Genomic DNA, 19,148 nt, shown 5'->3' on the forward strand with positions numbered 1-19,148 from the left:
GTTCCGCTACCCGCACCGTAAAGCAGAAAGACCACGGATCTCCACAACGTGTCAGGGCCTGGGCACGTTGCGGAGGTTGCTCCGGGCCAGCTGCACCATTTTCCCGACGCCTCCTGAGAGGACCGTGCGGCTGACGGCGAGGGCGAAGCCCTTGACCTGCTCGCCGGTGATGTGCGGCGGCAGGGACAGCGCGTTCGGGTCGGTCACCACGTCCACCAGGGCCGGACCCGGGCGCGACAGCGCGTCGGCGAGCGCGTCGCGGACCTCGCCGGGCTTCTCGACCCGGACCGAGTTGATCCCGGCCGCGCGGGCGATCGCGGCGAAGTCGACGCTGTCGTGGTCGGTGCCGAAGTCCGGCATCCCGTCGACCAGCATCTCCAGCTTGACCATGCCCAGCGACGAGTTGTTGAACACCACGGTCTTCACCGGCAGCCGGTGCGTCCGCAGGCTCAGCAGGTCGCCCAGCAGCATCGCCAGCCCGCCGTCACCGGACATCGACACCACCTGGCGGTCCGGCGCGGCCAGCTGCGCGCCGATGGCCTGCGGCAGCGCGTTGGCCATCGACCCGTGCACGAACGACCCGAGCACCCGGCGGCGCCCGTTGGGAGTGATGTAGCGGGCCGCCCACACGTTGCACATCCCGGTGTCCACTGTGAACACCGCGTCGTCGGCGGCCAGGTCGTCCAGCACGTCGGCGACGTACTCGGGGTGGACGGGCACCTGCGACTCGACGTTGCGGGTGTAGGCGTCGACGACCTTCTCCAGCTGGCCGGCGTGCTCGCGCAGCATCCGGTCCAGGTAGGAGCGGTCGGTCTTGGCGCTGACCTTCGGCAGCACCGCGCGGATCGTCTCGGCGACGTCGCCGTGCACCGCCAGGTCCAGCACCGTGCGGCGGCCCAGGTGCGTGGGCTCGATGTCGACCTGCACCGTGTTGGCCTGCGGCAGGAAGTTGTCGTACGGGAAGTCGGTGCCCATCAGCAGCACCAGGTCGGCCTTGTGCATCGCCTCGTGGCACGCGCCGTAGCCCAGCAGCCCGCTCATGCCGACGTCGTAGGGGTTGTCGTACTGGATCCACTCCTTGCCGCGCAGCGCGTGCCCGACCGGCGCCTTGATCTTCTCCGCGAGCTCCATCACATCGGCGTGCGCACCACGAGAACCCGCTCCGCAGAACATCATCGGCCGCTCGGCTCGGTTGATCTTGTCGGCCAGCGCCGCGACCTGCTCGGCCGAGGGCAGCAGCGTCGGCGGATCCCAGTCGACCACGCCGTGGCCGGTCGGCTTGGCCGCCGACTCCTCGGCCACGTCACCCGGCAGCACCAGCACCGACACCCCGCGACGACCGACCGCGGTCTGGATCGCCGAGCGCAGCAGCCGCGGCATCTGCTCGGACTGGGAGAGCATCTCGCAGAAGTGGCTGCACTCGTTGAACAGCTCCTCCGGGTGCGTCTCCTGGAAGAACCCGGTGCCGATCTGCGCCGACGGGATGTGCGAGGCCAGCGCCAGCACCGGCGCACCGCTGCGGTGCGCGTCGTAGAGCCCGTTGATCAGGTGCAGGTTGCCCGGACCGCAACTGCCCGCGCACACCGCGAGCCGGCCGGTGACCTGCGCTTCGGCCCCCGCGGCGAACGCGGCCGCCTCCTCGTGCCGGGTGTGCACCCACTCGATGCCCTCGGTCCGGCGGACGGCGTCGACCACCGGGTTGAGGCTGTCGCCGACGATCCCGTAGATGCGCTTCACACCGGCCTGCACGAGGACTTCGATGAACTGTTCGGCGACGGTCGGCATGCGCTTCCTCCGTGAACCACGATCGAATGGGCCACCTCCCGTCTACGCCCGGGGCACCACCCCCGCAACCCGGTAGCCCGATCGAGCGACACGGGTAACGATCCGCGCGATACCGGCGATCACCACCATGTCCGCCTCGAACGCGGATTTCCCGCTCTGCGAAAGGAATTTCGACGGTGTCCGTCCGCGTCTACACAAGGTGCGCCATTGCCGTGACCACTTCGGCGCTGGCCGGACTGATCCTCGGCGGATTCCTCGTCGCCCAGCAGCAGCCGGCGCACCCGGCCATCATCGAGCAGGTGTCTCAGCTCACTCCCGCCGCGGGCGGTGCGGCGCTGCCCGGATGAGCCGTCCGGCCCATCAGCTAGCGTCGCGGGCATGAGCGAACAGAACCGACTCTCCGACGGCGACGCCGCGCCCGAGTTCTCGCTGCCGGACGCCGACGGCAACACCGTCTCGCTGAGCGATTTCCGCGGCCGCTCGGTGGTCGTCTACTTCTACCCCGCCGCGAGCACCCCGGGCTGCACCAAGGAGGCGTGCGACTTCCGCGACAGCCTCGCCGAGCTCAACGAGGCCGGTTTCGACGTGCTGGGCATCTCCCCGGACAAGCCGGCGAAGCTCGCGAAGTTCCGCGACGCCGAGGGGCTCACGTTCCCGCTGCTGTCCGACGAGGACCGCGCCGTCATGACCGCGTGGGGCGCCTTCGGCGAGAAGAAGAACTACGGCAAGGTCGTGCAGGGCGTCATCCGCTCGACCTTCGTCGTCGACCCCGACGGCAAGATCGCCAAGGCCCTCTACAACGTCAAGGCCACCGGCCACGTCGACCGACTCCGCAAGGAGATCGGCGCCTGATCCCCTTCCGCAGAGCGATCACCTTGCTCAGCGGGGGCAGCGGAACCTCAGACGCCGTCTGGCTCCGGGATCCGAAACTTGTGTATGACCAATGCACGGCGCTTCGGCTGTCATCCCCAGACGACGTCTGAGAACCCGCGGCGGTGCGAGTGGAGTCCCGCACTTGAAACGGCGGCTGCCGCCGCCCACCGGATCAGTCCAAGACCATGTAGATGGCGACGCCTGCTGCGATGACCACGACCAGGTAGCGGAGCAGGGTCGAGGGCAGGCGCTGGGCGAGCTTGCCGCCCGCGTAGCCGCCGATGACCGTGGTGGGCACCAGCATCGCCACCGCGACCCAGTCCACCGGAGCGACGAGCGCGTAGACGACGAGGGTGGCGGCGCTGCCGATCATGCCCAGCCAGCTCTTGAGCGCGTTGAGCCTGCGCATGCTGTCGGTCGCGGCCAGCACCAGGATCGCGATCAGGATGACGCTGCGCGCTCCGCCGAAGTACCCGCCGTAGATCGAGGCGAGGAAGACCCCGGCGGTGAGCAGCACCGTGCGGTCCGGGGCACCCTCGGCAGGTGAACCGAGCCACTTGCGGATGGTGTTCTGGAAGGCCATCAGCACCGCCGACAGCCCGACCAGCGCGGGGACCACGGCGTCGAAGACCTCGCCCGGCAGCACCATCAGCAGCGCGCAGCCGACCGCCGACCCCACGCACGCCGCGATCGAGGTGGTCCACAGCCTGCGCGGACTGCCGGTGAGGTCGTCGCGCTGGCTGACCGCCGCGCCCACGAAACCCGGCCCCTGCGCCACCGAGTTGGTCACGTTGGCCACCAGCGGCGGCATCCCGGTCGCCAGCAGCGCCGGGAACACCAGCAGGGAACCGCCACCGGCCACCGCGTTCACCGCGCCGGACAGGAAGCCGACGACGACGAGCAGGGCCAGTTCAAACCACTCGGTGAACACGCACCGAAGTTAACCGGCCATCCCGGTCAGACCCCCACCGGGGCGAGCGACATCACGTCAAGCGGCGAGTTCGCGCAGCGACGGCAGCAGCAGGCGCAGGGCCCGGCCGCGGTGCGAGTCGGCGTCCTTCTCCTCCGGGGACAGCTCAGCGCTGGTGCGGGTCTCGCCCTCGGGAACGAAGATCGGGTCGTAGCCGAAGCCGTTGGCTCCCCGGGATTCCCGGATGATCGTGCCGCGCCACTCGCCGCGCACCACGGTCTCGGCGCCGTCGGGCAGCACGAGCGCGGCGGCGGAGACGAACGCCCCACCGCGCCGCTCGTCCGGCACGTCCTTGATCTGGCCGAGCACGAGGTCGAGGTTCGCCTGGTCATCGCCGTGCGCACCGGCCCAGCGGGCCGAGAGCACACCCGGCATCCCGTTGAGCGCGTCGATCTCCAGGCCCGAGTCGTCGGCGACCGCGGGCAGGCCCGTGGCCCGCGCCGCGTCGGCGGCCTTGGCGAGGGCGTTGTCCTCGAAGGTGGCCCCGGTCTCCGGCGCCTCCGGGAACTCCGGCACGTCGGCCAGCCCCACGACCTCCAGGCCCGTGACGCCCTCGGCCTCGAGGATGCGGCGCAGCTCCACCAGCTTCTTCTGGTTGCGGGTGGCCAGCAGCAACCGGCTCATGCCGCGCCCCCGGGCAGCTCACCCGGGTACGGCTCGGCGAGCGCGGCTTCCTGCAGCCGAGCGAGCTCACCGCACCCGGCCAGCGCGAAGTCGAGCATCTTGTCCATGGTGGACCGCGTGTAGGTGGCGCCCTCACCGGTGCCCTGCACCTCGACCAGGGTGCCGTGGTCGGTGGCGACCACGTTCATGTCGACCTCGGCGCGCGAGTCCTCCTCGTAGGGCAGGTCCAGGCGCACGCGGCCGTCGACGACGCCCACGCTGACCGCCTGGATCGCGCACGACAGCGGCTTCGGGTCGGACAGCCGGCCGGCAGCGCCCAGCCACGTCACCGCGTCGGCCAGCGCCACGTAGGCGCCGGTGATCGCGGCGGTGCGGGTTCCGCCGTCGGCCTGGATCACGTCGCAGTCCAGGGTGATGGTGTTCTCGCCCAGCGCCGCCATGTCGATGCAGGCGCGCAGGGACCGGCCGATCAGCCGGGAGATCTCGTGGGTGCGGCCGCCGATGCGGCCCTTCACCGACTCGCGGGAGCCGCGCGTGTTGGTCGCCGAGGGCAGCATCGCGTACTCGGCGGTGACCCAGCCCAGCCCGGAACCGGTCCGCCAGCGCGGAACGCCCTCCTGCACGCTGGCCGCGCACAGCACCCGGGTACGGCCGAACTCCACCAGCACCGAACCCGCAGGCCAGTCCTGGTATCCCCGCGTGATCTTCACATCGCGAAGCTGATCGTCACTACGCCCATCCGCTCTAGCCACGGCTCAACCCTAAGCCCAGGCCCCGACCGGCCGTCGAAGGCCCCGGCCCACCAGCACGCCCCGGCGACGAGGGAGCCGTTCCACTTTCGCGCGAAATTCGAGTCCGCAATCTCGCCCTCGAACTTCGCGCGAAGTTCGAGTTCCCTCACACCTCGTAGGTGGCGCCCGCCTGGACGAGCTGGGTGGGGCCGTCGAAGGTGGCGCTGGCCTCGGCGTGGATGGCGCTGTGGTCGGTCCAGGGCACCAGGTGGGTGATCAGCAGCCGCTCGGCGGCCGCGGTCTTGGCGACCTCGGCGGCCTGACGACCGGAGAGGTGGACGTTCATCGGCGCGTCCTCGTGGTGCTCCCAGGACGCCTCCGCGAGCAGCACGTGGGCACCCGAAGCCAGCTCGTCGAGCTGACCGCACGGCCCGGTGTCACCCGTGTAGGCGAGCACCCGCCCCTCGGCCTCGACGCGGAATCCCCAGGTCGGGCACAGGTGGGCGACCTCGACCGCGCGGATGGTGAACGGCCCGACGGTCACCGGCTCGGCGCCGACCGGGCGGAAGTCGAAGACGTCGGACAGGTCGGTCTCGGCGAGCTCGGCGGCCGTGGGCGCGTACAGCGCGGCGAGCCGTTCCGGGGCGTTGTCCGGGCCGAACACCGGCAGCCGCCGGGCGCGCGCGTCGTACGGCGGCTGAGGCCGGTAGCGCCGGTAGACCGTCAGCGCGCCGAAGTCGGCGCAGTGGTCGGGGTGCAGGTGGCTGAAGAACAGCGCGTCGAGGTCGAACGGGTCGATGAAGCGCTGCATCGCTCCGAGCGTGCCGTTGCCCAGATCCAGCGCGATGCGGGTGTCACCGGATTCCAGGAGGTATCCGGAGGCGGGCGAGTCTGGCCCGGGAATGCTCCCGGCGCAGCCGAGGACCGTCAGCTTCATGCGACAGAGCCTGACACGCGAAGCGGCAGAACGGCATCGGCCGAGGGAGCCGGACCGAGAAAGCGACGGGCCAACCGGGCGAAGCGCTCGGGTTCGCCGGTGACCCGGAACTCGTGCTCGGGCAGGTTGTCCGGTTCGGCGAGCCGTTCCTGCTCGGTGAGCACCCGGACGACGTCCTTGGCGGTCTCCTCCGCGCTGGACACCAGCGTCACCTGCTCGCCCATCGCGAGTTGCAGCACACCGGTCAGCAGCGGGTAGTGCGTGCACCCCAGCACGAGGGTGTCGACGCCTGCCTGCTGCAGCGGGTCGAGGTAGTTCTGCGCGAGCCCCAGCACCTGCCGGCCGCTGGTGATGCCGCGCTCGACGAAGTCGGCGAACCGCGGGCAGGCCGCCGTGGTCAGCTCGATGTCCGGCGCGGCGGTGAAGGCGTCGTCGTAGGCGCGGGAGCGGATGGTGGCGTCGGTGCCGATGACGCCGACGCGCCGGTTGCGCGTGGTGGCCACGGCCCTGCGGACCGCGGGCAGCACGACCTCCACCACGGGGATGGAGTAGCGCTCGCGGGCGTCCCGCAAGCAGGCCGACGAGGCGGTGTTGCAGGCGATGACCAGCATCTTCACGCCCTCGTCGACCATCGCGTCGGTGATCGCCAAGGTGCGGGAGCGGATCTCGGCCAGCGGCATCGGCCCGTAGGGGGCGTTGGCGGTGTCACCGACGTAGTGGACGGTCTCACCCGGCAGCTGGTCCATGATCGCTCGGCTCACGGTCAGCCCGCCTACGCCGGAATCGAAGATCCCGATCGGAGCGTTGGTCACCCGGTCAGTGTGCCAGGCTCGGCACCCGGAACCCGCCGCCTAGTGCTGCGCGCCACCAGCCAGGTGGCCATCGCCCCGCCGACCGCGCCGAACAGGTGGCCCTCCCAGGAGATGCCGGGCTGGCCCGGCAGCACGCCCCAGAGCATGCCGCCCCAGTAGAAGAACAGCACCACGGCGACCAGGATCTGGGCGATGCTGCGATGGGCGAACCCGCGCAGCAGCAGGAACACCATCCAGCCGAAGATCACGCCGGAGGCCCCGACGTGGTAGCCGGGAGCGCCGATCAGCCACGTCCCGACGCCGGCGACGATCCACACCACGGCGGTGACGCCGATGAACTGGCGGATCCCGCCCGCGAGCAGCAGCCAGCCGAGCACGAACAGCGGCAGCGAGTTGCTGATCAGGTGCTGCCAGCCGAAGTGCAGCATCGGCGCCCAGAGGATGCCGTCGAGACCGTCGACGGTGCGCGGGAGGATGCCGTTGGCGTCGAGGTCCATCGCCTGGTTGGGCGCCGGCGTCGCGACGTCGTAGAACTCGATGCCGAACAGCACCGCGATGAAGACGAGCATGCCGAACGCGGCCCGCAGCGGATTCGCGGGCAGCACTCGTGGACGTGGGCGTTCCATCGGGCGTGTCACGCCTTCGAGCGTAGCGCCAGGAATGACCCCGGGGATCGGGATCGTCCCTGATTCCGACCGCGCCGCGATTGAGCATCGAGTGCGTTTCGGATCATCGAGGTTTCGGCCATCTGGACCCATCGGATGATCTTCGCGGTAAGGTTCGGCCCCGTTGCGTCCGGTGGTCGAAAGGTGAAGTGTGCACGCCCAGCTCGACATCGCAGTGCAGGCGACGGCGCGTTCCGGACAGGCGCCGACCTGGGACGTGGGCACCGAAACCCTGCTGTGGACGGATCCGCGGGCGGGCGAGGTGCACCGCTACCGCCCGGGCCACGCGAACGCGACGATGACGTTGCAGCAGCAGACCGGTGGCGCGAAGCCCCGCAGCCGAGGCGGCCTGGTGCTGCACCTGCAGGAGGGCATCGCGCTGTTCGACGCCCACGGCGAGCAGCGCACCTGGCTGGTCTACTGGGCCCGCGAAGGCGTGCGGGCCGGCGCCACGATGATCGACCGCAAGGGCCGGCTGTGGGCCACGACGATGCGCGAGGACGAGTCCGGCGACGGCTGGCTGGCGCGGGTGAACCCCGACGGCTCGGCCGGTGTGATCATCAAGGACCTCAAGGCCGGGCTCGGGCTGGCCACCAGCCCTGACGACACCCGCTTCTACATCGCCGACGCTGGCACCAGCCGCATCGAGGTCCTCGACTTCGACGTCAACGCGGGCCTGATGGGCGACCGGCGCACCCTCTGCGAGGTCGGCGGCCAGCCCTCCGGCCTGGCGGTGGCCTCCGACGGCTCCCTCTGGACGGCGGTCCGCGACAGGGGCGAGCTCCACCGCTACGCCCCCAGCGGCGAGCTCGCGGAGACGATCCCGCTACCGGTTCAACGCCCCACCAACCTCTGCTTCGGCGGCCAGGACCTCCGGGACCTCTACATCACCACGGCCCGCGAGGACCTCCCGTCCCCCACCACCGCGGACGGCACGGTCCTCACCCTCCGCACGACCACGGAAGGCCTCCGAGCCTTCGCCTTCACAGGCTGACCACCCCACCTCCAGCCCCGACTCCACCGCGACCTCCGGCTCCGGGGTGACACGAAAACGGCCGTAATCAGGTCCCCGATTACGGCGGTAATCCGGGTCGAGCGGTGTGCACCGGGGTCTGACCAGCAAAAACCCCGCCTCCTTGGGGAGGCGGGGTTCTCGTGTGCGGGGGTCAGGCCCAGAGTTGGCCTTCGAGGCGTTGGGCCGCTTCGTCGATGGTGCCGCTGTAGGCGCCGGTGGAGAGGTACTTCCAGCCGGCGTCGGCGACGACGAAGGCGATGTCCGCGGACTCCCCGGCTGCGGCCGCCTTCTCGGCGATCGTCAGGGCCGCGTGCAGGACCCCGCCGGTGGAGATCCCGGCGAAGATGCCTTCGTTCTCCAGCAGCTGCCGGGTCCGGCGCAGGGCGTCGTAGGAGCCGACGGAGAACCGCCGCGAGAGCACGTCGGGATCGTAGAGCTCGGGCACGAAACCCTCGTCGAGGTTCCGCAGCCCGTAGACGAGCTCGCCGTACCGGGGTTCGGCGGCCACGACCTGAACGCCGGGCTTGTGCTCGTGCAGGTACCGGCCCACGCCCACGAGGGTCCCGGTGGTGCCGAGACCGGCCACGAAGTGCGTGATGCTCGGCAGATCCCGCAGGATCTCCGGCCCGGTGCCCTTGTAGTGGGCGTCGGCGTTCGCGGCGTTGCCGTACTGGTAGAGCATGACCCAGTCGGGGTTCTGCTCGGCCAGTTCCTTGGCCATCGCCACGGCCTGGTTCGACCCGCCGGCCGCGGGCGAGGAGATGATCCGCGCGCCGTACGCCTGCAGCAGCTGGCGCCGCTCCTCGGAGGTGTTCTCGGGCATCACGCAGACCAGGCCGTAGCCCTTGAGCTTGGCGGCCATGGCCAGCGAGATGCCGGTGTTGCCCGAGGTGGGTTCGAGGATGGTGCAGCCGGTGGTGAGCCGGCCTTCCTTCTCGGCGGCCTCGATCATGTTCAACGCCGCCCGGTCCTTGATGGAGCCGGTCGGGTTGCGGTCCTCCAGCTTCGCCCACAACCGCACGTCGGGTGCGGGCGAGAGGTGCGGCAGCCCGACGAGCGGGGTCTCACCCAGCGCGTCGAGCAGCGAGTCGAATCGAGCCACGGGGTCCTCCCGCGTCAGCTCATGCCGCCGGCGACGGCCGGCAGGATGGTGACGTTGTCGCCGTCGGCGACCTGGGCTTCCAGGCCACCGGCGAAGCGGACGTCCTCGTCGTTGACGTAGACGTTGACGAACCGGTGCAGGTTCCCCTCCTTGACCAGGCGGTCCTTGAGGCCGTTGTAGTTGGCGTCGAGGTCGTCGATCACCGCGGCGAGGTTGTCGCCCTTGGCCTCCACGGACTTCTGCCCGTCGGTGTGGGTCCGCAGGATGGTGGGGATGGAAACGTTGACTGCCATGGGGAATCCTCCTGTCCACAAAGGACTACATAGGGAACGCGAACAACGGTCTTCGGGCGAGCCGCGGATCAGTCGCGGTCGGGAACCTCGTCGCTACCGGTGTGGGCGAACATGTACGACTCCACGACCTCCACCGGCTCCTCGGTGACCTGGCCATCGAGGATGCGGTAGGAGCGCAGCTCATGGGTCTGCGGGTCCCGCGTGGACACGAGCACGTAGTGCGCGTTGGGCTCCGAGGCGTAGGAGACGTCGGTGCGCGACGGGTAGGCCTCGGTAGAGGTGTGCGAGTGGTAGATGACCACCGGCTCTTCATCGGCGGCGTCCATGCCCCGCCACACCTTCAACTGCTCGGCGGAGTCGAACCGGTAGAAGGTGGGCGAACGCTCGGCGTTGATCATTTCGATCAAGCGTTCCGGACGGTCGGACCCTTCCGGTCCGGCAATCACGCCGCACGCCTCATCCGGGTGGTCCCGTCGGGCATGCGCGACCATCGCATCCACGAGGTCACGTCGGATCACCAGCACAGCAACCATCCTAGTAGGTGGGGCACCGGACTCCCAGCATCTGGAAACCGCGGGCGGACCGGTGCGGGTTCGTCGTTTCGGCAAACGACGTTCCACGATGATTCATTCCCGCGCGGAGGGATAGAGGCGCGTGTAGCACGTCACCTCCCCGACCGGCTCGGCCTCGAGCATCCCGCGGACGATGGCGCGCTCGACGACCTCGGCCGCCACCGCGCTGACCTGGTCCAATCGCGCCGCCCAGCCGGGCTCCCCCGGCTCCGGGAGGGCGTGGCCGGTGCCCGTGGCCAGGCCGAACACGGTGTCGCCGTCGACGAGCAGGTGAGCGGGCCGGACGGCGCGGGCCAGCGCGTCGTGACCGGCCACGGCCAGGCGCTCGCACTCGGCCTTGCTCAGCTTCAGATCGGTGGCCACGACGCCGAGGGTGGTGTTGAGCGGCCGGTCGACGGGTCCGTGACGACCGGGTCGCCCCTCGTAACGCGGGCGCGCCGCTTCCACTTCGTGAGAATCGGGTGCGCGGAGCCCCGGCGTGGGGGTCCAGGGCAGTCCGGTGTCGGGATCGATCGCCGATCCGGCGGCGTTGACCACGACCAGCGCGGCGACGGTGGTGCCGTCGGGCAGCACGGCGCTGGCGGTGCCCACACCGCCCTTGACCGGCCCGACCACGGCTCCCGTCCCGGCGCCGACGTTGCCCTGCCGGGTCTCGGTGCGGCTGGCGTTGTCGCAGGCCCGGTAGCCGAAGTCGGCGTCGGGCCGGTTGCCCCAGTCGTTCATCGGCACGTCGAAGATCACCGCCGCGGGCACCACCGGCACGACCTGGCCGGGTCCGCCGACCGGGACGCCGTGGCCGCGCTCGCCGAGCCAGCGCATCGCGCCGTCGGCGGCGGCGAGCCCGTAGGCGCTGCCGCCCGCGAGCATCACGCCGTTCACCCGCTGCACGAGGTGACCGGGTTCGAGCACGTCCGTCTCGCGGGTGCCCGGCCCTCCCCCGCGCACGTCGACGGCCGCGGTCGCACCGCCGGGGGCGATCACGGCGGTCGCCCCGGTCGCCCAGTGCCCGTCGAGCCGCTGGTCGTGGCCCACCAGCAGGCCCTCCACGTCGACCAGCGCGTCCAGTTCACCCGGCGGCAACGGCATCGCGCACCTCCTGTCGATCAGGTTAGCCGGATGTAAAGGAAGCCCGCCGGCCGTTGTCCTGCCGTCTCCGCCTGTTCATCGTCACTTCTCAGCTCGCAAGACCTGGAGGCCTGAGATGACGACTGCAAACCGCGACGTGGCGGTGCGCTCCGAACGCCGAGTGATCGGCAACGTCGTGCGAGGTTCCATCGGGAACCTCATCGAGTGGTACGACTGGTACGCCTACACGGCGTTCAGCGTCTACTTCGCGGCGACGTTCTTCCCGAAGGGCGACTCGACCGCGCAGCTGCTCAACACAGCAGCCGTGTTCGCCGTCGGATTCCTGATGCGCCCGCTGGGCGGCTGGATGCTGGGCCGCTACGCCGACCGCTTCGGCAGGCGCGCGGCGCTGACCCTGTCGGTGACGCTGATGGCGTTCGGCTCGCTGATCATCGCGCTGACCCCGGGCTACGACTCGATCGGCCTCGCCGCTCCGCTCCTGCTGGTGGCCGCCCGCCTGCTGCAGGGCCTGTCCGTCGGGGGCGAGTACGCGACCTCCGCGACCTACCTGTCGGAGGTCGCCACCGAGGGCAAGCGCGGTTTCTACTCCAGCTTCCAGTACGTGACGCTGGTGTCCGGGCAGCTGGTCGCGCTGGGCGTGCAGATCATCCTCCAGCAGGTCCTCACCGGCGACCAGATGGACGCCTGGGGCTGGCGGATCCCGTTCGTCATCGGCGCCATCGGCGCGCTGGTCGTGCTGTGGCTGCGGCGCGGCATGGACGAGACCGAGAGCTACAAGAGCTCGTCGGAGTCCGGTGCCGAGCAGGGCACGGTCAAGGCGCTGCTGCAGTACCCGAGGGAATGCCTGCTGGTGGTCGGCCTGACCCTCGGCGGCACGGTGGCGTTCTACACCTACACCACCTACCTGCAGAAATACATGGTCAACACGGGCGGCATCGACAAGCCCACGGCCGCGTGGATCAACTTCTTCGCGCTGCTGGCCTTCGGCGTCCTGCAGCCGCTGGCGGGTGCGCTGTCGGACCGGATCGGGCGTCGCAAGCTGCTGATGTTCTTCGGCGTCACCGGCACGCTGCTGACCGTTCCGCTGATGACGGTGCTGGGCGGCACGCAGGACCCGTTCGCCGCGTTCCTGCTGATGATGGGCGGCCTGATCATCGTCACCGGCTACACCTCGATCAACGCGATCGTGAAGGCCGAGCTGTTCCCGACCAACATCCGCGCCCTCGGCGTCGGTCTGCCCTACGCGCTGACCGTGGCGATCTTCGGCGGCACCTCGGAATTCGTGGCGCTGTGGCTCAAGCAGGCGGGCATGGAGAACGTGTTCTTCTACTACGTCTCCGGTTGCGTGCTGATCTCGCTGCTGGTCTACCTGCGGATGCGGGAGACCTCGAAGGATTCCCGGATGGGGAGCTGATGACCGGCACCGGCCATACTCTGCCCTCGGAGGTGTGGCCGGTGCGGGTTCTGCTCGTCGAGGACGACGACGGCGTGGCCCACGCGCTCGTCGACGTCCTCGACTCCCACGGGCACCGGACGACGCGCGTCAGCCGCGGTTCGGACGCCCTGCTGCGGCACCGCGACCACGACCTGGTGCTGCTCGACCTCGGCCTGCCCGACACCGACGGCCTGGAGGTGCTGCGCAAGCTCAGGCGCATCGGCCCGGTGCCGGTCGTCGTGCTCACCGCGCGCGGCGAGGAGCGGATGGTCGTGCGCGGGCTGCGCTCCGGCGCCGACGACTACCTGGTCAAACCCGTTCGGATGGCCGAGCTGCTGGCCCGCATCGAGGCCGTCGTCCGGCGCGGAAGGCGCCCCTCCCCCGGCTCCGATCAGGTCGAGGTCGCCGACGTGCGGATCGACCTGCGGACCCGTCGCGTGCAGGTCGCCGACCGCGAGGTCGAGCTCACCCCGAAGGAGTTCGACGTCCTGGCGGTCCTGGCCGCCGAAGCCGGCACGGCGGTGAGCAGGCAGCGGCTGATGGACGAGGTGTGGGGCGACGCCTACCTGGCCGTGTCGCGGTCGCTGGACGTGCACATCGCGCAGGTGCGCGCCAAGCTCGACCGCCCGGAGCTGCTGATGACCATCCGCGGCTTCGGCTACCGGCTGGGCGACGATGCGTAAGCGGCTGCTGCTGGTGCTGCTGACGTTCTCGGTGCTGGCGGTGGCCGGCTTCGCCGCGCCGCTGCTGCGCACCACCGCCGCCGAGCGCACCCAGCAGCTGGTGCTCGCCCGCAACGCCGACCTGGACCGCTTCGCCGGGCTCGCCGATCACGCCTTCGGCACCGGTGACGCCGCCGTGCTGCGCGCCGAGGCCCGCCGCTACACGGATCTCTACGGCGAGCCCCTGGTCGTCGTCGACGCCGCCCGCGCACCCGTCGTGGAGACCGGCGGGGTGCGCGCCGCCGACGTGGCCGGATCGATCGACAAGGCCCTGCGCAACGAGCCCGCCGGGGCGGTGCAGTGGCTGCGCCCGTGGTCGCGGGAGGAGCTGGTCCGCTACCGGCCGGTCGGCGACGGGACGCGGGTGACCGGGGCGGTCGTGCTGGAGGCCTCCGTGCGGCGGGCCACCGCGGACATCGCCGCGCACTGGGCGCTGATCGCGGCGGGTGCGCTGACCGCGCTGGTCGTGTGCGGGCTGCTCGCGCTGGTGCTGGCCCGGTGGGTGCTGCGGCCGCTGGCCGATCTGGGCGCCGGGGTGCGGGCGATCAGCGCGGGGTCCCGGCGTTCTCGGGTCCCGGTCGATGCGGGCCCGCCTGAGCTGCGGGAACTGGCGGCGTCGTTCAACCGCATGTCGGAGGCGGTGGCCGAGGCCGACGAGCGGCAACGACGCCTGGTCGCCGACGCCTCGCACCAGCTGCGCAACCCGATGGCGGCGCTGCGGCTGCGGGTCGACGCGCTGGAGCGGCGCATCACCCCCGGCGGCGAGCGGACCTACCGCTCCACGGTCGGCGAGGTCGACCGGCTGGAGGCGCTGCTGGACCGGCTGCTGGCGCTGGCCAACGCAGACCAGGCACCGGCCTCGGGCGAGCCGGGAGACGTGGCGGCGGCGATCGCCGACCGGGTGCAGGCCTGGCGCTCCGCGGCCGAGGACGCCGGGATCTCGCTGTCCGCACCCGAGGCGGCGGGCGCGCGGGTGGCGCTGTCCACTGAGGACTTGGCGCAGGTGCTGGACGTCCTGCTCGACAACGCGGTGAAGTACGCACCGGGCGCCTCGGTCGAGGTGAGCTGGGACGGGCGCGCGCTCACCGTCGCCGACACCGGACCAGGGTTGTCGGACGACGAGATCGCGCTTGCGGCGCAACGCTTCTGGCGCGCCGATCACCACCGCGGCAGACGCGGCAGCGGGCTCGGGCTGGCCATCGCCGGGCAGCTGCTGGCCGCGCACGGCGGCGAGATGCGCATCGCGCGCACGACACCGCACGGGCTGACCGTGCACCTCGACCTGCCGGAGGTGCGGTGATGCGACGGCGCGCGTTCCTCGGACTGGGCCTGCTGGCCGCGTGCGGACGCACCGAGCCGGTGCGCGAGCTGCGCATCGCCTCGGGCGAACCCGGCGGTTTCTACACGGCTTTCGGCACGCTGCTCGGCGCCGAGATCGCCGCCGCCGAGCCCGACGTGCACCCGGTGGTGTTGCCCAGCCAGGGCAGCGTGGACAACCTGGAGATGCTCCGCGACGGCCGCGCCGACCTGGGCATGGTGCTGGCCGACGCCGCGCACGCCGCGCTCGCCGGAGAGCTCGGCCCGCACGTCCCGCTGCAGGCCGTCGGCCGGGTCTACGAGAACTACACGCAGCTCGTGGTGCCCGCCGACTCCCCGGTCCGCGACCTCTCCGAGCTGCGTTCGGTGTCCATCGGCGCCCCGAGGTCCGGTACCGCGCTGATGGGTGCGCGCCTGTTCGCCGACCGGCCCGACCTGCGCACCGAGATGCTCCCGCTGCTGGAGGCGGTCCGGTCGCTGGAGCAGGGCCGCATCGAGGCTTTCCTGTGGTCGGGCGGACTTCCGACTCCGCTGCTGAAGACGCTCGACGACCGGATCGGGATCCGCCTGCTCCCGCTGAACGCGGCGGCCGCCCGCTGCACCCCCGTCTGCGACCAGCTCCAGGTGCCCCCGGGCGCGTACCGGAACACCTCGGGGACGGCCACCATCGGCGTCCCGAACATCCTCGCCTGCACCCCGAACCTGCCCGATGACCTCGCCGCGGCGGTGGTCCGGGTGCTGGTGCGCCGGGCTCCGTTCCTGGTGCCGCGCGAGACCGTGGGGACCCAGTTCCTGGACGTCCGCAACCTCATCGGCACCGGCGAGGTCCCCCTCCACCCCGGCGCCACGACCACCTACCGCGACCTCCACGGCTAGAACGCCGGTGGGGAACGATCTCGACGTCGGTTGCCCCTGAGCGGTTTCCGCGTCACGAGCTCGCGGTGTCAGCCGAGGAGGGCTCCCACGAGGGAGTCCTGGACCCAGGTGAGCCACTGGTAGACGCCGAGGTGCTCGCGGCGGAGGTCGTCCTCGGGGAGCTCGTCGGGCATGTCGTCCTCGACGTCCAGCGCCGTGCCCAGCGCCAGGCGGACGTCGTTGAGGGCGGTCAGCCAGTTGTCGGCCTGCTCGCTGGTGAGCTTGACCTTGCCGCCCATCGGCGGGCAGGTCTCCAGGACGAGCTGGGCCGCGCCGGTCTTGGCCTCCAGCAACGCCGGTTCGTGCAGCGAACGCATCGCGCCGGCGGCGTCGGTCTCCTCCTCGTCGGTGTCCCCGGTGACCGGGTCCCGCCGGTAGAAGTCGGGCAGCAACCGCGCGACCACCCGGTCCTCCGGGGGCGTGGACGGTCCGGTGCGGATGCCGGTCAGCTCGGCGAGCTCATCCTTGGGGGCCTCGTCGGCGCGGGCGGTGAGCATGTCCTTGATCTGCCCGACCAGGCCGCGGATGACGGCCGCCTCCTGCTGGGAGAGCTCGGCCTGCACGTGACCGTTCTTGCGGGTCCAGCCGTCCACTCACGAATCCTTCTGCATCGTCGCCCACAAGCCGGCGGAATGCAGCTTCGCCACATCGCCCTCGACCTTCTCCTTGGAACCCGAGGAAACCACCGCCTTGCCCTTGTGGTGCACGTCCAGCATCAACTTCGTAGCGTGATCCCGGGAGTACCCGAAGATCTTCTGGAGCACGTAGGTCACATAGGACATGAGGTTGACCGGGTCGTTCCAGACCACGGTCACCCACGGCTTGTCCGTCGTGCCTTCGGCGTCCTGCTCGAGTTGCGCGCGCTCGATTTCAGCGGGCGAGGTCATGCCCCCATCGTCGCACGACCCCCTAACACCCGTGCCCACCGCACGAACAAATCGTGACAAGGCAGGAGGAAGCTCTGGTCGTGCTCCTCGTGCGTAGCGGCGCGGGTGGCGGAACCTGAGACGCCGCCTGGACTCCGTGCGCCACTCCTGACGCATGCCGATGCACGGCGTCGCGGCGTACTCGCCAGACGACGGCTCAGAAACCCCCGGCAGGGGACGGCACGGCGGTGCCGGTTGCCGGGGTGGTCTTCTCGGCGCGCGGCTGCGCCGCTTGCGCTGTCCCGGTAGAAGCGCGAAAGACGATGCTCTCGGTTCCCCCACACGCACCACGTAATCTCATGCTCATGAGCTCTAGCACCGCGCTGCTGACCGACCACTACGAGTTGACGATGTTGGCCAGCGCTCTGCGTGACGGGACCGCGCACCGCGAGTGCACGTTCGAGGTGTTCACCCGGCGGCTGCCCAACGGGCGCCGCTACGGCGTGACCGGCGGCATCGGCCGGGTGCTGGACGCGGTGCAGAACTTCCGGTTCGGCGAAGCCGAGATCGCCCAGCTCGCCGAGCACGGCGTGGTCGACGACCTCACCTTGGAGTGGCTGCGCGACTACCGGTTCAGCGGGCAGATCGACGGCTACCCGGAGGGCGAGCTGTTCTTCCCCGGCTCGCCGCTGCTGACGGTGCGCGGCACCTTCGCCGAGGCCGTCGTGCTGGAAACCGTGGTGCTGTCGATCCTCAACCACGACAGCGCCATCGCCGCCGCTGCCGCGCGCATGGTCTCGGCCGCCAACGGCCGGCGGATCATCGAGATGGGCTCGCGCCGCACGCACGAGGAGTCCGCGGTCTCGGCGGCGCGCATCGCCTACCTGGCCGGGTTCACCGCCACCTCCAACCTGGAGGCCGGGCGCCGCTACGGCATCCCGACCACGGGCACGGCCGCGCACGCCTTCACGCTGCTGCACGACTCGGAGCAGTCGGCGTTCGAGTCGCAGGTCGCCGCGCTGGGCACCGGCACCACGCTGCTGGTCGACACCTACGACATCAGCCGGGGCATCGACCTGGCCGTGCAGACCGCCGGGACCGGCCTGGGCGCGGTGCGCATCGACTCCGGTGACGTGGGCGTGCTGGCCCGCCAGGCCCGCGAGCAGCTCGACCGCCTCGGCGCCACCAACACCCGGGTCGTGGTCTCCGGCGACCTCGACGAGTACGCCATCGCCTCGCTGCGCGCCGAACCGGTGGACGGCTACGGCGTCGGAACGTCGCTGGTCACCGGATCGGGGGCGCCCACGGCGGAGATGGTCTACAAGCTGGTGGAGGTCGACGGCCGCCCGGTGGCCAAGCGCAGCTCGCACAAGGAGTCGCGCGGTGGCCGCAAAGCCGCCCTCCGCCGCTGCAAGGAGACCGGCACCGCCGTCGAGGAGGTCGTCTACGGCGCCGGGGCCGAGCCGACGCTCGGACCGCACGACCGCCACCTGCAGATCCCGCTGATCCGCGACGGCAAGCTGGCCGACGACCTGCCGACGCTGGAGCAGGACCGCGAGCGGCTGCGACGCGCCCTGGTGACCTTGCCGTGGGAGGGCCTGAAGCTGTCCAACGGCGAACCCGCCATCCCCACGACCTTCCTCGGAGCCTGACATTACGAAAGAATCGGGCATCGGATCCGCAGGAGGTGAGGCGCGATGAGCAGGGCGTTGATCATCGTGGACGTGCAGAACGACTTCTGCGAGGGCGGAGCGCTCGCCGTCGCCGGGGGCGCCGGGGTCGCGGCCGCGATCTCGGAGTTCCTGGCCGACTCCGAGCACGAGCACGTCGCGGCCACCCGCGATTACCACGTCGACCCGGGGGCCCACTTCAGCGATCACCCGGACTTCGTGCGCTCCTGGCCCAAGCACTGCGTGGCGGGCACGGCGGGCGCCGCGTTCCACCCGGAGCTGGACGTCGGCCCGGTGACCGCGGTGTTCTCCAAGGGCCAGTACAGCGACGGCTACTCCGGTTTCGAGGGCGTGGACCGCACCGACCTGGGCCTGCTGACCTGGCTGCGGGAGCGGAACGTGCACGAGGTCGACGTCGTCGGCATCGCCACCGACCACTGCGTCCGCGCCACCGCGCTCGACGCGCTGAAGGCGGGTCTGGACACCACCGTTCACCTCCAGCTCACCGCCGGCGTGTCGCGCGCGACCGTCGAGCAGGCCCTCGACGACCTCGACGAAGCGGGAGCGAAGCTCCTGGGAGACCCCGTGGTGGTCTCCTGACCCGTCGCGTCGGGGGTCGGCGGTAGATTTCCCGGGTGCCCACCTCTGCCCCGCGATGGTCCGACCCGGTCGCGTTCGAGTCCGATGACGCCGACGAGCTCCCACCGGAGATCGTCGCCGACCTGGAGCGCGCGAACCGGGCCGACTCCGAAGAGCCC

Annotated in this window: 22 protein-coding genes; 9 read left to right on the forward strand and 13 right to left on the reverse strand. The window is 71.0% G+C overall.

Annotated features, from left to right (window positions below; translation table 11 throughout):
* Positions 1 to 51: 51 nt before the first annotated feature.
* The gene (locus tag E1202_RS06075; protein WP_132681571.1) at positions 52 to 1,785 is read right to left on the reverse strand and encodes a pyruvate dehydrogenase; all 1,734 of its coding nucleotides are present in this window, start codon (positions 1,783 to 1,785) and stop codon (positions 52 to 54) included.
* Positions 1,786 to 1,997: 212 nt separating this feature from the next.
* On the opposite strand from E1202_RS06075, the gene E1202_RS32520 reads away from it, so the two are divergent.
* Complete coding sequence (locus tag E1202_RS32520; RefSeq protein ID WP_268952295.1) at positions 1,998 to 2,132, forward strand: hypothetical protein; 135 nt, start codon at positions 1,998 to 2,000, stop codon at positions 2,130 to 2,132.
* Positions 2,133 to 2,163: 31 nt separating this feature from the next.
* Complete coding sequence (gene bcp / locus E1202_RS06080; RefSeq protein WP_132681572.1) at positions 2,164 to 2,637, forward strand: thioredoxin-dependent thiol peroxidase; 474 nt, start codon at positions 2,164 to 2,166, stop codon at positions 2,635 to 2,637.
* A 193-nt stretch (positions 2,638 to 2,830) separates the two neighbouring features.
* On the opposite strand, the gene E1202_RS06085 is transcribed toward bcp, so the two are convergent.
* The 6 genes from E1202_RS06085 to E1202_RS06110 all read right to left on the reverse strand — a co-directional run bounded on the left by E1202_RS06085 (position 2,831) and on the right by E1202_RS06110 (position 7,370).
* Positions 2,831 to 3,589: a sulfite exporter TauE/SafE family protein gene (locus E1202_RS06085; RefSeq protein WP_132681573.1), complete on the reverse strand. Its 759-nt coding sequence runs from the start codon at positions 3,587 to 3,589 to the stop codon at positions 2,831 to 2,833.
* Positions 3,590 to 3,646: 57 nt separating this feature from the next.
* On the reverse strand, positions 3,647 to 4,252 hold the full coding sequence (rdgB, locus tag E1202_RS06090; RefSeq protein WP_132681574.1) for an RdgB/HAM1 family non-canonical purine NTP pyrophosphatase: 606 nt from the start codon (positions 4,250 to 4,252) through the stop codon (positions 3,647 to 3,649).
* On the reverse strand, positions 4,249 to 5,004 hold the full coding sequence (rph, locus tag E1202_RS06095; protein ID WP_132681575.1) for a ribonuclease PH: 756 nt from the start codon (positions 5,002 to 5,004) through the stop codon (positions 4,249 to 4,251). The genes rdgB and rph overlap by 4 nt, the downstream gene beginning before the upstream one ends.
* A gap of 145 nt (positions 5,005 to 5,149) precedes the next feature.
* Positions 5,150 to 5,920: an MBL fold metallo-hydrolase gene (locus E1202_RS06100; RefSeq protein ID WP_132681576.1), complete on the reverse strand. Its 771-nt coding sequence runs from the start codon at positions 5,918 to 5,920 to the stop codon at positions 5,150 to 5,152.
* Complete coding sequence (gene murI, locus E1202_RS06105) at positions 5,917 to 6,732, reverse strand: glutamate racemase (protein WP_132681577.1); 816 nt, start codon at positions 6,730 to 6,732, stop codon at positions 5,917 to 5,919. The genes E1202_RS06100 and murI overlap by 4 nt, the downstream gene beginning before the upstream one ends.
* Positions 6,729 to 7,370 carry a rhomboid family intramembrane serine protease gene (locus tag E1202_RS06110; RefSeq protein ID WP_235877778.1) on the reverse strand — a complete coding sequence of 214 codons (642 nt, stop codon included), beginning with the start codon at positions 7,368 to 7,370 and terminating at the stop codon, positions 6,729 to 6,731. Before E1202_RS06110 ends, murI begins: the two co-directional genes overlap by 4 nt.
* A 178-nt stretch (positions 7,371 to 7,548) precedes the next feature.
* On the opposite strand from E1202_RS06110, the gene E1202_RS06115 reads away from it, so the two are divergent.
* Positions 7,549 to 8,391 (forward strand): SMP-30/gluconolactonase/LRE family protein, encoded by an 843-nt coding sequence (locus E1202_RS06115; protein ID WP_132681578.1) that lies wholly within the window; start codon positions 7,549 to 7,551, stop codon positions 8,389 to 8,391.
* 172 nt (positions 8,392 to 8,563) lie between these two features.
* Here E1202_RS06115 and E1202_RS06120 read toward each other — a convergent pair whose 3' ends face one another.
* From E1202_RS06120 to E1202_RS06135, 4 genes are all read right to left on the reverse strand, one after another.
* Complete coding sequence (locus E1202_RS06120; RefSeq protein WP_132681579.1) at positions 8,564 to 9,514, reverse strand: PLP-dependent cysteine synthase family protein; 951 nt, start codon at positions 9,512 to 9,514, stop codon at positions 8,564 to 8,566.
* A gap of 14 nt (positions 9,515 to 9,528) precedes the next feature.
* Positions 9,529 to 9,807, reverse strand: a complete 279-nt coding sequence (locus tag E1202_RS06125) for a MoaD family protein (protein WP_132679352.1) — start codon at positions 9,805 to 9,807, stop codon at positions 9,529 to 9,531.
* A 68-nt stretch (positions 9,808 to 9,875) separates the two neighbouring features.
* Positions 9,876 to 10,331 carry a Mov34/MPN/PAD-1 family protein gene (locus E1202_RS06130; protein WP_132679350.1) on the reverse strand — a complete coding sequence of 152 codons (456 nt, stop codon included), beginning with the start codon at positions 10,329 to 10,331 and terminating at the stop codon, positions 9,876 to 9,878.
* A 102-nt stretch (positions 10,332 to 10,433) separates the two neighbouring features.
* Positions 10,434 to 11,465, reverse strand: coding sequence for a P1 family peptidase (locus E1202_RS06135; protein WP_132681580.1), 1,032 nt, complete (start codon positions 11,463 to 11,465; stop codon positions 10,434 to 10,436).
* A 115-nt stretch (positions 11,466 to 11,580) separates the two neighbouring features.
* Here E1202_RS06135 and E1202_RS06140 point away from each other — a divergent pair, with 115 nt between their 5' ends.
* From E1202_RS06140 to E1202_RS06155, 4 genes are read left to right on the forward strand one after another with little or no spacing between them, the layout of a single operon-like run.
* Entirely contained in the window at positions 11,581 to 12,879 is a 1,299-nt protein-coding gene (locus E1202_RS06140; protein ID WP_132681581.1) for an MFS transporter, read from the forward strand.
* Positions 12,879 to 13,583: a response regulator transcription factor gene (locus E1202_RS06145; RefSeq protein ID WP_207918485.1), complete on the forward strand. Its 705-nt coding sequence runs from the start codon at positions 12,879 to 12,881 to the stop codon at positions 13,581 to 13,583. The genes E1202_RS06140 and E1202_RS06145 overlap by 1 nt, the downstream gene beginning before the upstream one ends.
* Positions 13,576 to 14,922, forward strand: coding sequence for a sensor histidine kinase (locus tag E1202_RS06150; protein ID WP_132681582.1), 1,347 nt, complete (start codon positions 13,576 to 13,578; stop codon positions 14,920 to 14,922). Before E1202_RS06145 ends, E1202_RS06150 begins: the two co-directional genes overlap by 8 nt.
* Positions 14,922 to 15,815: a TAXI family TRAP transporter solute-binding subunit gene (locus tag E1202_RS06155; protein ID WP_132681583.1), complete on the forward strand. Its 894-nt coding sequence runs from the start codon at positions 14,922 to 14,924 to the stop codon at positions 15,813 to 15,815. Before E1202_RS06150 ends, E1202_RS06155 begins: the two co-directional genes overlap by 1 nt.
* A 68-nt stretch (positions 15,816 to 15,883) precedes the next feature.
* Here the strand turns inward: E1202_RS06155 and E1202_RS06160 are convergent, their stop codons facing one another.
* The gene (locus E1202_RS06160) at positions 15,884 to 16,447 is read right to left on the reverse strand and encodes a DUF2017 domain-containing protein (RefSeq protein ID WP_132681584.1); all 564 of its coding nucleotides are present in this window, start codon (positions 16,445 to 16,447) and stop codon (positions 15,884 to 15,886) included.
* Positions 16,448 to 16,741 (reverse strand): ATP-dependent Clp protease adapter ClpS, encoded by a 294-nt coding sequence (gene clpS / locus E1202_RS06165; RefSeq protein ID WP_132625503.1) that lies wholly within the window; start codon positions 16,739 to 16,741, stop codon positions 16,448 to 16,450. It lies immediately after the preceding gene.
* 338 nt (positions 16,742 to 17,079) lie between these two features.
* Between clpS and E1202_RS06170 the strand changes: the two genes are divergently transcribed.
* Positions 17,080 to 18,372: a nicotinate phosphoribosyltransferase gene (locus E1202_RS06170; RefSeq protein ID WP_408006093.1), complete on the forward strand. Its 1,293-nt coding sequence runs from the start codon at positions 17,080 to 17,082 to the stop codon at positions 18,370 to 18,372.
* 45 nt (positions 18,373 to 18,417) lie between these two features.
* Positions 18,418 to 18,990: an isochorismatase family protein gene (locus tag E1202_RS06175; protein WP_132681586.1), complete on the forward strand. Its 573-nt coding sequence runs from the start codon at positions 18,418 to 18,420 to the stop codon at positions 18,988 to 18,990.
* Positions 18,991 to 19,148 lie beyond the last annotated feature (158 nt).

Origin of the sequence: Saccharopolyspora karakumensis (assembly GCF_004349225.1) — a bacterium.
GTDB lineage: Bacteria > Actinomycetota > Actinomycetes > Mycobacteriales > Pseudonocardiaceae > Saccharopolyspora > Saccharopolyspora endophytica.